Annotated in this window: 10 protein-coding genes and 1 other RNA gene; 6 read left to right on the top strand and 5 right to left on the bottom strand. The window is 52.0% G+C overall.

The window, feature by feature from the left end; all coding sequences use genetic code 11:
• Nucleotides 1-4: 4 nt before the first annotated feature.
• The gene (locus C7B82_RS12970; RefSeq protein ID WP_106256711.1) at nt 5-841 is read right to left on the bottom strand and encodes an ABC transporter permease; all 837 of its coding nucleotides are present in this window, start codon (nt 839-841) and stop codon (nt 5-7) included.
• A 165-nt stretch (nt 842-1,006) separates the two neighbouring features.
• Here C7B82_RS12970 and C7B82_RS12965 point away from each other — a divergent pair, with 165 nt between their 5' ends.
• The 4 genes from C7B82_RS12965 (at nt 1,007) to ssrS (ending at nt 4,513) form a co-directional block, all read left to right on the top strand.
• Nucleotides 1,007-1,897 carry an ABC transporter ATP-binding protein gene (locus C7B82_RS12965; protein WP_106256710.1) on the top strand — a complete coding sequence of 297 codons (891 nt, stop codon included), beginning with the start codon at nt 1,007-1,009 and terminating at the stop codon, nt 1,895-1,897.
• Between the two features lie 316 nt (nt 1,898-2,213).
• Nucleotides 2,214-3,230, top strand: coding sequence for a fatty acid desaturase family protein (locus C7B82_RS12960; RefSeq protein ID WP_106256709.1), 1,017 nt, complete (start codon nt 2,214-2,216; stop codon nt 3,228-3,230).
• Between the two features lie 8 nt (nt 3,231-3,238).
• Nucleotides 3,239-4,138, top strand: a complete 900-nt coding sequence (locus C7B82_RS12955; RefSeq protein WP_106256708.1) for a DMT family transporter — start codon at nt 3,239-3,241, stop codon at nt 4,136-4,138.
• A 192-nt stretch (nt 4,139-4,330) separates the two neighbouring features.
• A non-coding RNA gene (gene ssrS, locus C7B82_RS12950) (6S RNA) lies at nt 4,331-4,513 on the top strand.
• 54 nt (nt 4,514-4,567) lie between these two features.
• On the opposite strand, the gene C7B82_RS12945 is transcribed toward ssrS, so the two are convergent.
• Complete coding sequence (locus C7B82_RS12945) at nt 4,568-7,291, bottom strand: DUF3536 domain-containing protein (RefSeq protein WP_106256707.1); 2,724 nt, start codon at nt 7,289-7,291, stop codon at nt 4,568-4,570.
• A 695-nt stretch (nt 7,292-7,986) separates the two neighbouring features.
• On the opposite strand from C7B82_RS12945, the gene cax reads away from it, so the two are divergent.
• Nucleotides 7,987-9,102 (top strand): calcium/proton exchanger, encoded by a 1,116-nt coding sequence (gene cax, locus C7B82_RS12940; protein WP_106256706.1) that lies wholly within the window; start codon nt 7,987-7,989, stop codon nt 9,100-9,102.
• A 69-nt stretch (nt 9,103-9,171) separates the two neighbouring features.
• Here the strand turns inward: cax and C7B82_RS12935 are convergent, their stop codons facing one another.
• Both C7B82_RS12935 and C7B82_RS12930 read right to left on the bottom strand, forming a co-directional pair.
• Nucleotides 9,172-10,707: an ABC transporter substrate-binding protein gene (locus C7B82_RS12935; protein WP_245939867.1), complete on the bottom strand. Its 1,536-nt coding sequence runs from the start codon at nt 10,705-10,707 to the stop codon at nt 9,172-9,174.
• Nucleotides 10,708-10,897: 190 nt separating this feature from the next.
• The gene (locus C7B82_RS12930; protein WP_106256704.1) at nt 10,898-11,629 is read right to left on the bottom strand and encodes an EcsC family protein; all 732 of its coding nucleotides are present in this window, start codon (nt 11,627-11,629) and stop codon (nt 10,898-10,900) included.
• A 149-nt stretch (nt 11,630-11,778) separates the two neighbouring features.
• Between C7B82_RS12930 and C7B82_RS12925 the strand changes: the two genes are divergently transcribed.
• Nucleotides 11,779-12,585, top strand: coding sequence for a biotin--[acetyl-CoA-carboxylase] ligase (locus C7B82_RS12925; protein WP_106256703.1), 807 nt, complete (start codon nt 11,779-11,781; stop codon nt 12,583-12,585).
• Here the strand turns inward: C7B82_RS12925 and malQ are convergent.
• Nucleotides 12,582-14,090: a 4-alpha-glucanotransferase gene (malQ, locus tag C7B82_RS12920; protein WP_106256702.1), complete on the bottom strand. Its 1,509-nt coding sequence runs from the start codon at nt 14,088-14,090 to the stop codon at nt 12,582-12,584. The genes C7B82_RS12925 and malQ overlap by 4 nt on opposite strands.
• Nucleotides 14,091-14,353 lie beyond the last annotated feature (263 nt).

The raw sequence follows: 14,353 nt of genomic DNA, 5'->3' as shown, positions 1-14,353 counted from the left end.
CCTCTCACGCAGATGTTCGCTCTGCCCAGGGGGTGACGAGATTAAACAGTAGCTTGAATGTAAAATCGGTGAGTAGACCAATGAGACCGATAATGGCGATCGTAAACAGCACCTTATCGGTTTGGAGATAGCGTTGTGACTGGATCACGCGGAAGCCCAGCCCATTTTCAGAAGCGATGAGTTCCGAAATGACCAGATAATTCCAGGCTCCGGCAACGTTCACGCGCAGAGTATCAATGATGCTGGGCACGATCGCCGGTACAATCACTCGCACCAACACATCAAAGCGATTGGCTCCTAACGTATACGCCACGCTCAACAGTTCATTGGGGATAAATTTCACCGCATCTGCCACCATAATCGCGTTGAAGAACACAATGCCCAGAAAAATGATGGTCACGCGAGTCGGTTCATCCAACCCCAGCCAGAGCACAATCAGCGGTACAAAGGCCGCTACAGGCATATAGCGCACAGTGCCGACGATCGGGCTAAAGAGGCTCTCCATACTGTAAAAGGTGCCCATCGCAATACCGATCGGAACGCCAACAGCAGCTGCTACCAAAAAACCTAAAAAGACACGGTAGGAACTGGCAAACACATCCAGCAGTAGGTTCTCTTGGGTGAACATCTGAATGCCAGATTGCAGTACAGCAGTTGGCGTGGGGAGAAAGATGGGTGTCACCCAACCGCCGTAGCTCAGCACAGCCCAAAGAAGCAGTGGTATCACCAGCGCCGTAAGCGAAATCAAAAGTCCCAGCCAGCGTGGGAAGCCCTGACGAATACTCCAAAAGACCGATGGTTTCAGATACCGTTTGCGAGACTTGGGAAGAGAATTGAGCACGGTAGTAGTGTAGGTGGGTAATTTGGCGAGGTCGTTCCAGATTGTCGAGGGCAGTTAGCAGACTAACCGTAACGATCGGCACAATTTTACACTTCAGGCATTCGTTTTAATGGAAATAGATGCACCATTGGCGTGTCATTGCAGCAGATGTTTGAATGAATTAGCATGGCTCAAGCACCCTTTTCTCGATCGCACCACGCCACGAATGATTTGAGTCCCAAATTTGATTCCAATGGGAATTTGAGCAACAACTTGACTCTCACTAGCCCCTCCCACACACAAGTTCAGTCAACGCAACGCCCCAAATTGGAAGTGCAGGGCTTGTCCAAAAGCTTTGCGCAAAAGGGCAAAACGGTAGTTGCGTTGCACAACATTGATCTCTACCTGCAACCGCGAGAATTTGTCTGTATTGTGGGTGCGTCAGGCTGTGGCAAATCCACTCTGCTCAATATTGTGGCTGGGTTAGTGCAGCCCTGTTCTGGCAAAGTGCTAGTAGACGGGGAGGCAGTACCGGGGCCTGGGGCTGATCGCGGTATGGTCTTCCAGAGTTACACGCTCTATCCCTGGCTTACCGTTGCAGGTAACATTGCCTTTGGGCTGAAACTGCGCCGTCTGCCCAACGCAGAAATCAAGCAGCGGGTCTCCTACTATCTAGATGTAGTCGGGCTGACCAAATTTGCGAAAGCCTACCCCAAACAACTGTCCGGCGGGATGAAACAGCGGGTCGCGATCGCCCGCGCTATGGCGAACGAGCCAGAAGTTTTGCTAATGGATGAACCCTTCGGCGCACTCGATGCCCAAACGAAGGAACAGATGCAGAAATTCCTGCTGGAGTTATGGGAGCAAACCCACACAACGATTCTCATGATCACCCATGATCTAGAAGAAGCGGTCTTTCTGTCGCAGCGAATTTATGTGATGAGCGCCCACCCCGGTCAGATTAAGCAAGAAGTGCACGTGCAGCTTCCCGCGCATCGTGATCTAGAAATGAAGCTCGATCCCGACTTTATCCAAATCAAACGTGCAATCATTCATGCCCTGCACGACGATCATTAACATTCTGAGGGCAGAATGGAAAAAGATGATTCGCTGCCTGCCAGGGAGATTTCTAGCAAACAAACCACCTGTAGGGGCAGGTTTAGCCACAAGGTTAGCGGTTGGATACAGAGACTCTGGCAAAACCTGCTTTTACCTAGCGGTAAACTTTTTTAGAAAGCTTCTAAAAGACTATGAAGCTATCAGCATTCAGCCATCAGTGCCAGATTAACGCCTCATTGCTGACTCCCCATTGCTGAACGCTTCCTCAAGTGGTCTCTCGCTTGATCAACGGCACGAATTATCAATTGAACAAACACCAGGGGGCACCAACGCTATGATGATTGACACGATCGAAATTAACCATTATTTGCATCAGAGAAAACCGCTGTGGAATAGCAGCACCATTCTGTATACGCTGGTTGGCTATGTCGGTGGCATCGCGCTGCTGCTATCGGCAAACGGCTGGCTCAATGCCTTGGGAGTCGCGTTACTGACGCACAGTCTGCTTTTCTCAGCCTATCTAGCGCATGACTTCATGCACAGCGCCCTTTTTGAGAGCAAAGCGTGGAACGTTGCGTTTGGTAACCTGATGCTGTGGCTCAATGGCGGTTGCTATGCCCGCTTTGAAGATCTGGCACGGCTGCATATTGCACACCACGTCAACCGAGTCGATTTTTGCCGCTTTGACTTGACGACCTTCCTGAACGCCATGCCAGCACCAATGCGATCGCTACTGCTGGCCTTAGAATGGCTCTACTTCCCCTCGCTAGCGTTTCTACTGCGGGTTCGAGCCATCTTTGCGCCGTTCTGGGAACCCGATCGCAACAATGAGCGCGTGCGAAACATGGTAATTTTGCTCATCCGAGGTGGCTTGTTTGCGCTGTTAGGGTTCGTCTCGCCCAAGGCACTCCTGCTTTATTTCGTGTCCTACATCGGTATGTTGACCATTCTGCGGTTTGTGGATGCGTTTCAGCATACCTACGAGGTCTTTCCCGTCGGTAGCGCGATACCCAAGCGCGATCGTGCCCATGAACAGGCAAACACCTTCTCGAATGTGATCTCGCTCCGCTATGGGTGGCTGAATGTGTTGTTGCTTAACTTTGGCTACCACAATGCCCACCACGAGTTGATGAAATGCCCCTGGTATAATCTGCCTGCCCTCGATCGTGCCCTGTTCAACGGTGACGAAGTACACTACATCACCTTGCCGGAGCTTCTGGTCAACTACCACCGCTACAGACTCTCACGCCTTTACTCTGGTCAAGGGCGCGGCGTGGATGAGCAAGGCAAGCGTAGCCTGGAGACGTTCTATGGCGCGATCGAGGTTTCGTTCCTCGTCTTACCGGCTTAGGTAGATTTGTGACCCAATCAAGTTTTCAGGCATCACTGCCAGGTGTCGGCTTTGGCGTTGGCACCGCGCTCCTATTCGGTGGTCTCACACCTCTGACGAAGCTTTTTTTAGATGACGTGCAGCCCTGGATGCTGGCGGGCTTACTCTTTTTGGGCGGTGGTCTGGGACTCCTGCCGATCGCTCTGATCCGCAACCAACTCATCCGACATCGAAAACACCCACCGAGCGATCGCCTGCAAAAGCATGACTGGCGTTGGCTCGGAGCTTCGATCGTCGTTGGTGGAGTGATTGCGCCCGTGCTGCTGACGCTGGGCTTAGTGCACACGACTGCCGCTTCAGCCTCCTTACTGCTGAACTTTGAATGTGTCTTTACAGCGCTCCTGGCGTGGACAATTTTTGGCGAACGCTGGCGCTGGCAAGTCTTTGTCGGGATGTTGGCGATCGTTGCAGGTGGTGTAGTGCTTTCTCAGGGCGAAAAGGCTGGCGTGGGCCTCACGTGGGGCGCACTGCTGATTTTAGGCACCTGCTTTCATTGGGCGCTGGACAGCAATTTCACCACCAAAATTGCGATGAAAGATCCAGTGCAGGTGGCGATGCTGAAAAGTGGCGTCGCTGGGGCGATCAATGTGGCGATCGCCCTACTCATCGGTCAACCCCTACCGCCGCTGCCCATTTTGTGCAATGTTTTAGTCATTGGTTTTCTGACCAGCGGGCTAACGCTGTTCTGCTTTGTTATGGCCTTGCGACATCTGGGAGCCTCACGCGCGGGCGCATATTTTGCTCTCTCGCCCTTTGCTGGTGCTGCCGTCTCAGCGCTCTTACTCAAAGAAGGCCTCAACGAATCGCTGGTCTTTGCGGCGATTTTGATGGCAGCCGGAGCGGGATTGTGTGCAAGGATAGCGGATTAGCGTTTGTAGTGGTCAGTGGTCAGCTATGAATGCGGTCAGCGGTCAGCGGTCAGCTATGAATGCGGTGCCGACTACTGACCATTGAGCGCTGATTGCTACAAGCCCGATCGCCCAATATCCTTAGACTGCTGCAAAAAACGAGCGTCGCTAAAGGTAGGCAGTTTCCAATGGGAGCCGTTAAGATAGTGAAAGGTTCATCTGCGGCGTTGGTGACTGCCAATAATGTTTTTTGACTATGATTTGTTCAAAAGGGAACTGATCGTCGGGCGGCAGTATACCGGGCTTGTACCCGGAAACTTTAAGTTACGGCACTTTGGTACCCACCTGGTTTTTACCAGGTCAAAAACTGAGGTAAGACGGCGTTGCGGGGAGCCTTAAATAATTTTTGCTAGAGCCTGGATTTCTTTACAAATCCAGGCTTTACGCGTTCTAAGGTAGATGGTTGAGCCAGACTGACACATCAACTTCTAGCGTGTGTCCCAGCTCTAGTAGCGATCGCAGATCGGCTAGCTGCATGGTTGCAACACGATCGGGCTCGGATTGTCCCGCATTTGTTAACCAATGGGCACATTCTGGAATGATCCAGTGCTGCAAACGCTGAACGTAAAGTTCTTGCGCTTGTGCTAACGAGAGACCGAGCTGCAACTGCTCACCGAGTGCCAGGAGTCGCTCTAAGCGCTGCAGTTCGGTATGGCTGGTAGCAGAGTTGAAGTGATACAAGAGATGCCAGAGCGATCGCAGCACCAGACGTTCTAGCGTTTGTCGTGCTTCAGGTACATTGAGCTGGCAATGGAGGTGAGTCGCTTCAGTCGCGATCGACTCCAACTCCAAAAGACGGTTCGCGGCGGCTGGCGAAGCGGACAAATCGCTGCTCTCCTGCTCCAACGCTCTTAAAGTCAGCAGCACGCGATGGCTTAACGCGATTTCCGCTGCCACCTGCAGTTCTTGCGGTACAGCTAACTCATCTCGATGGAACGCCATCAAGACGCCGTAGTTATCCCGATAGACCTGGGTATAGAGCTGATCGAGACGCGTCAGGGTTTCGTGCGTGAGTAAGCGCATGATGCGATGACGCTCTTCCGCAAACAGGCTTTGCAGGCTGTGAGACTGGCTGCCAAAGAGCGCATTCATAGCCAGAATTGTTTGTGCAGCACTGGCTTGTTTAATAGACTCGAACAATTGTTCTTTCATAGCGGCATAGTCGCGTCGCCCTGAGAACGGCTGAATGCAGCAATGAAAATCCCAGCCGCCCAGATGCACAACGGCAAACGCGAGGTGCAGGCTCTCACGCGTGATGTCTGAAACCAGTTGAAGTTGCCCGATCGCCAGCGTCAGGGAACCCATCCGCTGCAGCTGGTAGTCAAGCTGGTTAGCGGTGTAACAGTAAATCTGATGTTCTTTGCCGTAGGTCGTAAACAGCGAGCTAATGGCATAGTGAGCCGCAACCTGCTCCATGCTGATTTGCGCTGTTTTCACTAGCTGCTGGTAAACCTCTGCGCCATGCTTAAAGCACTCGACATTGCTGGGAGCCAACGCCAACCGTCTCACAAAGGCTTTCTCTAGCTGGATACCAGTCACTTCGCCTGCCAGTTCGAGTGCCCGCGCCGCGTAGCGCAAAATTTGCACCCCCTCTGGACGGGATAACTCTTCAAAAAACCAGCCGCAACTGGTGTACATGAGCAGGGCATGACGCTGTATTTCGAGCAAATGCAAGGCATCCACACGCTCTGAAGCAGTGAGTTTATGGGCTTGGTGTCGCGCTAGAAAGCGCTCAAGAGTGGTCAGGCCACGATCGCGCACCACCTGAATGTATTCATCTCGCGCCAACCAGGGATCAGAAAACAGCTTTTTACCCGTCTCTTCATACACCTTGATCAGTTGATCTCGTAGCCAATCCAACGCAGCTCGTAACGGTCGTCGCCACTGCTGGCTCCAGAGTCCGCCACCGCCACAGCCGCAGTCATCCTGCCAGCGATCGACGCCATGACTGCAACTCCAGGCTGTCACAGGCTTTAGCTCCACTTCCCAGGTGGGCGTATGGAGTGATAAATAATGGGCAAAGTTGGTCACCGTCCAACCGCGATCGGGAAACTCGCAGGCAAACGCATAGGCAAGACATTTTTCCGTGCCGCCTTTGTGGTGCCCAAACGTTTCACCATCGGTGGCAACCGAAATCAACTGAGAAGGACGCTGATCCCCACGCACTGCCTGCCCTAAAAGTCCTGCCAGGTGATGAGAACTGCTCAACGCACTGTCGAAGCCAATGTCACGAGAAATCGGTCCATCGTAGAAGAAGATGTCGATGAACGGCGAGAAACCTGACTCCTCTCTCCTCTCCCCTCTCCCCTCACCACCCAAAAAGCAGCGATAGGGGCGGGTGGGATCGATTTGTCCGCCGCCAACTTCTAGCCATTGGGAGACGGGTTGATCGTCTGTTGAAAATGGACGGCAGCGCTGGGCTTGGGACGGAGCCAAGACAATGAATTTGATCCCCTCAGAAACGAGTGCCTCTAGCGTGGCGTAATCAACCGCCGTTTCTGCGAGCCACATGCCTTCGGGATCACGCCCAAAGCGGGAATGAAAGTCTGCCTTGCCCCAGCGGATCTGGGTGAGCTTGTCGCGATCGTTCGCCAGGGGCAGAATGATGTGGTTGTACACCTGCGCGATTGCGTTGCCGTGTCCATTCAAACGGTCACAGCTTTTGCGATCGGCGTCTAAAATGCGTTGATAGGTTTCAACATCGTGCCGCTCTAGCCAATTCATCAGCGTCGGGCCAATGTTAAAGCTCAAAAACTCATAGTTGTTGATGATCCCCAGCACGTCACCCTGGTCATTGAGAATGCGGGCAAAGGCATTGGGGCGATAGCATTCGTGATGAATCCGCTCATTCCAATTATGAAACGGGGAGGCACTGGACTGACGCTCGATCACATCCAGATACGGGTTTTCGCGCGGCGGCTGATAGAAATGTCCGTGTATGGTGACGTACACGCCTTGCGCAGTTTGCAGGGGATCAGCGTGGACGTGCTGTGCCACAGTACCAAACTGACCATTATTCAAGTAAGGCGCTTGAGCCGTATCACTCTGCAGCACAGACCCATTGACGATCGCATTCGTAAACGCAGCCAAGCGGGGATCGGAGTTTGAAGTCATGTAAGAAAATCCAAAGGGGTCAAAAATCGCTCTTTGACGCATTCAGTTGCCATTAACCAGCGCAACCGAACACAGCGAAATGAAGTTAGACAAAAGGTAGAAAGGGCACTTAGTCGAGGTAAGTCTTGACGAGGCGTTCGTGAATCTCTGTCCTTAGGCGTCAATACAGCCTCATCACTGGTTTCAGAATGAATGTGGGAAGCATTAAGGCGATCGCGACGCGTGAGGTTTATGCCTCTGAGGTCGAAGAATCTTAGCGAAACTAACCTTAGCAGCCTCAACGGTTGGACATATCCAACTAAAAGAGTAGAAAAACGGGGATCGCTTTTGGATCAGGCTAATTCCAATTTTCAGTTTCAACTCTATAGAGTATGGCGCAGACTCTTCAATTCCCTAAAATCTGCCTCATTTGGTGAGGTGCAGCCCAACGAGGCAGGGTCTGATACAGAGGTGAAATAACAGTCATTAGCAAAGTTGTTAGAACGCGAGAAAGCCGTTGTACCATAACTGATTTAACCGCAAATGAGAGACGGATTTAATAGTCACTTAAGCTTTCATTACAAGAATTTGCAGTGTTGATCGTAAACGACACGATCGTTTACACCTCACGCTGACGCACCGTTTACAGGCTCTTGTGTCAATTTTAAGTTTGCGTCTTTTCATTCACCTGCTAGCTGCCGAGCCACTGCACTACCATGTCATTCAAAAATACCGTCTTGATTGGGTTGCTTCTTTTCGTGCCGATTTCGATCGCTGCTGAATTCTTGCATTGGGGATCACTGGTGATCTTCATCAGTGCAGGACTCGCGATCGTGCCCCTTGCCGCGTGGATGGGCACGGCAACCGAAGAAATTGCGATCGTGGTGGGGCCCTCACTGGGCGGTTTTTTAAACGCGACGTTTGGAAATGCTACAGAACTCATTATTGCGCTGGTGGCGTTAAGAGCAGGCTTAGTCAGCGTGGTCAAAGCTAGCATTACGGGTTCAATCATTGGCAACCTGCTGCTAGTGATGGGGCTCTCGATGTTTCTCGGTGGGTTGAAGTATAAGGAGCAGACCTTCCAGTCTGTGGTGGCACGGGTGAATGCCTCCTCAATGAATCTAGCCGTCATCGCCATCCTGCTGCCAACCGCTCTACATATTTCCTCCAAAAGCATTGATGAGCCGACACTGCAACGGCTTTCGGTGGCTGTTGCGATCGTCCTCATTGCGGTTTATGGCTTGACGCTACTCTTTTCGATGCGAACGCACACCTATCTTTATGATGTTGGGATGGCACAGCAGGAGGAGCCAGTCTCAGAAGCACTCCTGACCTCTGAACGTCCCAAGCACTCAGTGAATGTCCGCTTCTGGGTTGTCGTGCTGCTGGGTTGTACGCTGTCGGTTGCGGTTGAATCTGAGCTGTTGGTCAACACGCTGGAAGCCGCGACTGCACGGTTGGGACTAACGGCGCTTTTCACGGGCGTGATCTTGCTGCCGATCGTGGGTAATGCTGCAGAACATGCCACTGCCGTGACGGTCGCCATGAAAAACAAAATGGATTTATCCGTTTCGGTAGCCGTCGGGTCGAGTATGCAAATTGCGCTGTTTGTTGCGCCGGTGCTTGTGATCGCTGGCTGGCTAATGGGGCAGCCGATGGATCTCGATTTCAATCCTTTTGAACTGGTTGCAGTAGTGGTGGCGGTGCTGATTGCCAATTCCATCAGTTCTGACGGACGCTCCAACTGGCTGGAAGGCATTCTGCTGCTGGCAGCCTACGCCGTTTTAGCGCTGGCGTTCTACTTTTACCCGGTAGCTGAAGGAATGCGGTAGGACGTTTATGAAGAAAGCAGCTATCAGCTATCAGCTATCAGGCAATGCTGACCGCTGACCGCCCAATCCCTATGCCTTCCGCAGCGTCCAAAAGGGCACCTTTTGCGTGACTTCGAGGCTCGCTCCTTGAAGCCCTTTTTGCACAAACAAATAGTCTTTGTTTTGCCAAAGGGGAATAAACGGCACGTCTTGAGCGGTCAAATCCTGAAGCTCAGCGAAGAGTTGTTTACGGGCTTCGGGGCTTTGGGCTTTGCGGCTCTGGTCAATGAGTTTATTGGCACGATCGCTGTAGTAAAACGATCCTTGCAGCGCACTGGAGCCCTCGGTACAACCCTCAGCAGCAGACCCTTTCGTGCATTCGATAAACGGCTGAATGTAGTTGTCAGCGTCTAGAAAATCAGGTGTCCAATCCAGCAAAAACATCGGATAGACGCCCTTGTCGAGATTTTTATAAGCGGTGGTTGATTCGATGCTTTTGAGGTCGATCTGCATGAGTCCGCCCAACCGTTTCTTGGCGGCAGCTCTTAGGGTAATGGCTGCGAGTTGGTCATTGATGAAATTCGATCGATACCAGAACTCAACCTTGAGCGGCTTGGTCGCAGAGTACCCTGCTTTGGTTAGGAAGGCAGTGGCTTTACCACGATCGCTGTCGCCATACTGAGCTTTAAACACAGGCTTTTGTTCTGCCAGCGTGGTGGGAATCAGGCTATAGAGCGGGTCAATTTGTCCCAAAAAAATGCGGCTTTGCAACAGTGGACGATCCATGATGGCAGCGATCGCCTGTCGCACTTCGAGTTGATCCAGCGGTGGCGATTTGAGATTGAGCGTCAGGTAATTAATCCCGCTGCCTGTTTTCTCCAACACCTGCCAACCACCGACTGCTGCCCCTTGCTGCAAATTTCGCACCTGATCCAGCGCCAGACTTTGATACGCCACATCAACCGCTCCCGTACGGAAGGCATTGTAGAGGTTCGCGGGGCTGGAGAAAAACTGAATATCAATACCTGTGTTCGCAGGCTTCTTGCCCCAGTAGCGATCGAAGGCGTCAAACCGCAGCAGATCGGTGCCGTACTTCACGAGTTTGTAGGGACCCGTACCCACCAGCGTCTCTGGTTTAAACGACCCTGGCTTAATCTCATATGCCTGGGGCGAAACTGCGCACGCACCCGAAAACGCTAGCAAAGAGGGAAAGGCTGCAAAGGGCTTTTTCAGCGTGATGGTCAACTCATCGTCAGCCGTAGGCTTCACAGTAGCAACCAGGCTCGACAACAACGATGATGGCGCTCCCCCATTTTGGATGAAGCGGTCTAAAGAGAATGCCATCGCCTTTGCATTGAACGGTGTCCCATCATGGAACACAACACCCCGTCGTAGCGGCATGGTGTAAGTTAACCCGTTGGCGCTGACGGTTGGTAAAGCCGTTGCCAGTTGGGGCTCCAGTTCAGTTGTACCCAGCTTGTAGGTATAGAGGCGATCGCTCAAGTTGTACAACAAACTGCTGGGAAACGTCCCATAGGCATCTGCCGGGTCAAGCGTGTTGATGGTGGATGTCGTACCGAGTGTGATCCGTTCACTGCCAGTAGTCGGAGCATTAAGTATGGGCACGGAGCGCTGACAACTAACTGCAAGCAAGCAGCAGAAGCAGAAAAGCAGAATGTGCGTTGCGAAGCGCGATCGAGTGTCAGGCATCAAAGAATGAACGCATCCCAATGCAGTGAGCACTCTATTTTATCGGTGTTCTGGGACAGAAACCGGGTTTCTCCACCAGAAGATACCGTTAACGGACAGATTGCACTTAAAAACCCGGTTTCTCTGACAGATTCTCCTCTACCATCGATCGCCGCTTTGCCTCATAAAAACGGCAGGCTACGGCACCCAGACTATAGAGGATAAGGGCATTACTTGTACTGCCAACAGCGGCCCCAATCACGGGTACCAATTCAACGACACTGAGTCCCATCTTGACGGCTTCAGAACTTCCCATTGACAAGCCCCACAGTGCTACAACCTCGCCTCGGCGGGTCGGATCAACTGACGAAAAGCCGTAGATGGCGGCAATGCGATAGATCATCTCAGCCTGGAGTGCCGCGATCGCGCCTAAATCCACGGCCAGCAGCATCAACGCCAGTGGTGGCACAAAATTCGTCGCCAACCCAATACCCGCTGCTTTCCAGGCTGTGCTGGCGATCACCCGCTGCGCTAACTCGTCATCACGATCGAGCGGATACTCCAGTCGCAAGGCTGCAACATCACGTTGCACTGCATCTACATCCACTTGCCCCAGCGCTGCCATCAACCAACTCACGCCAGGCACTTTGGTCGCAAATTTGATGAGCGGGTTCGTGGCGATCGGCGTCACGACTTTACCAACCGTTTCCGTTCCCTGCGACACAAATTGATGCAACGAGTTGCCAAAAGTCTCTCCCACTGCTGTTGTGGCATCTTTCAACGTGGCGGCGATCGCCTGTGATGTTTGCCGCGCTAGACCAAGGAAGACCGTAAACCCGTCTTTGTCGTGAGTAGCCATGTCTGGATTGTCGCTCTAGAATAAATGGGCACATCTCCCACTCTAGAGAGCGATCGCCCGCCTTGCGTCTGTCTTGCGGTAGTGAGAACCGCCTGCTGAAGGTAGGAATACCGCTTCAATTCACACCTCTTAATTCAGGTCTTCTTTTGATGGCGCGATCGCAGTCTCAACTGCCTGTATGGTTACATTGGCTAGACACTTGCCCCAGCACCAATAGCTGGGCGATCGCGCATCGTTCCAGCTTGCGGCATGGAGATGTGGTTTTTACACCGCAGCAAACGGCTGGACGTGGACAGCATGGCCGCGTTTGGCAAGCTCCACCCGGTGTCTTGACCGCTAGTTTTGTGCTGGAGTCTATCTCTGTCGCGCAGTTGCCTGTCGTCAGCCTGGGAGCAGGACTCAGCGTGATTTATGCGGTTGAAGATCTGTTGCCGAACTTGCAAAACACTCTGCGCTTGAAGTGGTCAAATGATGTGCTTTTGGACGGACGCAAGCTAGCGGGTATTTTATGCGAAGCGACGGCTAACGGCAGCATGGGACGGGTCATTGTCGGTATTGGTCTGAATTGCTGCGTTGATTTTGAGCAGGCTGGGTTGGGTGCGGATGCGATCGGCCAGGCGCTGAGCTTGCACCAGGTGGTACCGATCGTGCCCGAAGCATTGGCGCTATTGGAACGTCTACGTCATTACTTGCTACAAACAGCAGGCTTGCTGCAACCCAAACACAATGCGAACGAAAGCACTGGATTAACGGCACTCTTACCCGCTCTTCGAAACCGCGATGCGCTGTTGGGTCACACTATTATTGTCGAAACCGATAGCGAACAGGTTGCAGGCGAAGCAGTCGGAATTAGCGATCGCGGTCATCTTCTACTACGACTGCCCAACGGCGAGGTGCGATCGTTCGTTTCAGGGCACATTCTTTGGCAGAAGCATGAAACGCGACTGTCGATTTAGCGACTATAGAGTTGGGTGAGAGCGAGAAGCCGATCGCTCACTGTCTGCGTTAATAAATCAGAACTGCTATACCGCCAGCGCCAGTTGCCAGCATTCTGGCTGGGGTCATTCATACGAGAACGACCATCCAAATCCAACAGATCTTGCAGTGGAATGATGGCAAGGTCAGCAACAGAGGCTAAAGCTGTGCGAATGAGCAACCAATTGATTTCATTAATGTCATGAGGCGAGTCGTAGCCCAAATACCTCGCGAGAAACTGTTTCTCGGTTGCGCTGGCTTGCTGCCACCAGCCGATCGCGGTGTCATTGTCATGCGTACCGGGATACACCACCGTGTTTCTGACATAGTTGTGAGGCAAATACGCGTTGTCCGACCCATCACCAAACGCAAACATGAGAATGCGCATACCAGGAAAATCAAAGCGATCGCGCAACGCTTCCACTTCGGGTGTGATGATGCCTAAATCTTCTGCCAGGATGGGCAATGTTCCTAAGGCTTCGCCCAGTGCTGCAAAAAATTGTTCACCGGGCGCTTTAATCCATTCACCGTTAATGGCAGTTTCTTCTCCTGCAGGCACCTGCCAATAGGCTTCAAACCCGCGAAAGTGGTCTACACGAACGATATCAACGTATTGCAACGTGACTTGGAAGCGTTTGATCCACCAGGCAAAATTGGTTTTCTGCGCCTGCTCCCAGTTGTAAACAGGATTGCCCCAGAGTTGTCCAGTCGCGCTGAAATAATCGGGCGGCACCCCAGCAATAAATGCTGGTTCAAAGGTCGTTGGATCCAGTTTAAACAGGTCTGGATCGGCCCACACATCGGCACTGTTGTGACAAACGTAAATGGAAATATCACCAATGATTTTAATGTTTTTGGCATTCGCGTATTGACGCAGTTTTTGCCATTGAGCAAAGAATGTGAACTGTAGGAATTGATGGAACTGAATGCGGCTCTGCAAGGCATCAGTCTGTGCTTTCAACGCCTCTGGTTCACGTCGCGCGATCGCGGGTTCCCATTGATGCCAACCCTTGTTTCCATTGGCTTCCATCAGCGCCATAAATAAGACAAAGTCATCGAGCCAGGAGGCTTGTTCCTGATAGAATTGCGTGAAGTGGGCTTGTTGCTCCGGCGATCGAGCTTTTTGAAACCGATCGTGCGCCAGCTTGAGAAATTGCATCTTATGTGCAATCACTGCGTTAAAGTCAACTCGTTCTGGATCAGCCTCTACTAGCGGTGTCAACTCAGTTGTATCAAGCAAGCCATCGTTGACTAATTGCTCCAGATCAATCAGCAGAGGATTGCCAGCAAAGGTGCTGAAATTCATGATGTAAGGCGAATGCTCATAGCCAGTCGGGCCCAATGGCAACACCTGCCATAAGGTTTGATCACTCCGTTCTAGAAAATCCACAAATTCATACGCTGCTTTACCCAAGTCACCGATACCGAAGCGGCTCGGCAAAGACGTTGGATGCAGCAAAATACCACTGGCACGCTGGAAGCTCATAGTGTTCTAAATAACTAATTCTGATGGTCAAAGATTTCCTGACTGAACGCCTTCTAGCAGCCAATGTTAATGGCCAATACTGAGTATGAGCAAGCGTTCGCGATCGGTATCTGCCTTTGGGATTGCATACCGCTGGTTCCTCAAATATCTTAAGGAGGATTTTTTGCTTACGAGTTCCTACCGCAGGGCAGGGTGGTTTCATACAAGAATAAGAAAATGAGGATGGACTGAGTAGTTATTATTCAGTCCATTCAGTCCATGAC

This window comes from Stenomitos frigidus ULC18 (assembly GCF_003003795.1).
Taxonomy (GTDB): Bacteria; Cyanobacteriota; Cyanobacteriia; order Leptolyngbyales; family Leptolyngbyaceae; genus Stenomitos; species Stenomitos frigidus_A.
This window is presented reverse-complemented; position numbering and strand designations above follow the sequence as displayed.

Coding starts and splice junctions, on each gene's coding strand:
- C7B82_RS12965 (WP_106256710.1), top strand. CDS start 1,007: ATGGCTCAAGCACCCTTTTCTCGATCGCACCACGCCACGAATGATTTG.
- malQ (WP_106256702.1), bottom strand. CDS start 14,090: ATGAGCTTCCAGCGTGCCAGTGGTATTTTGCTGCATCCAACGTCTTTG.
- C7B82_RS12925 (WP_106256703.1), top strand. CDS start 11,779: ATGGCGCGATCGCAGTCTCAACTGCCTGTATGGTTACATTGGCTAGAC.
- cax (WP_106256706.1), top strand. CDS start 7,987: ATGTCATTCAAAAATACCGTCTTGATTGGGTTGCTTCTTTTCGTGCCG.
- C7B82_RS12960 (WP_106256709.1), top strand. CDS start 2,214: ATGATGATTGACACGATCGAAATTAACCATTATTTGCATCAGAGAAAA.
- C7B82_RS12945 (WP_106256707.1), bottom strand. CDS start 7,291: ATGACTTCAAACTCCGATCCCCGCTTGGCTGCGTTTACGAATGCGATC.
- C7B82_RS12930 (WP_106256704.1), bottom strand. CDS start 11,629: ATGGCTACTCACGACAAAGACGGGTTTACGGTCTTCCTTGGTCTAGCG.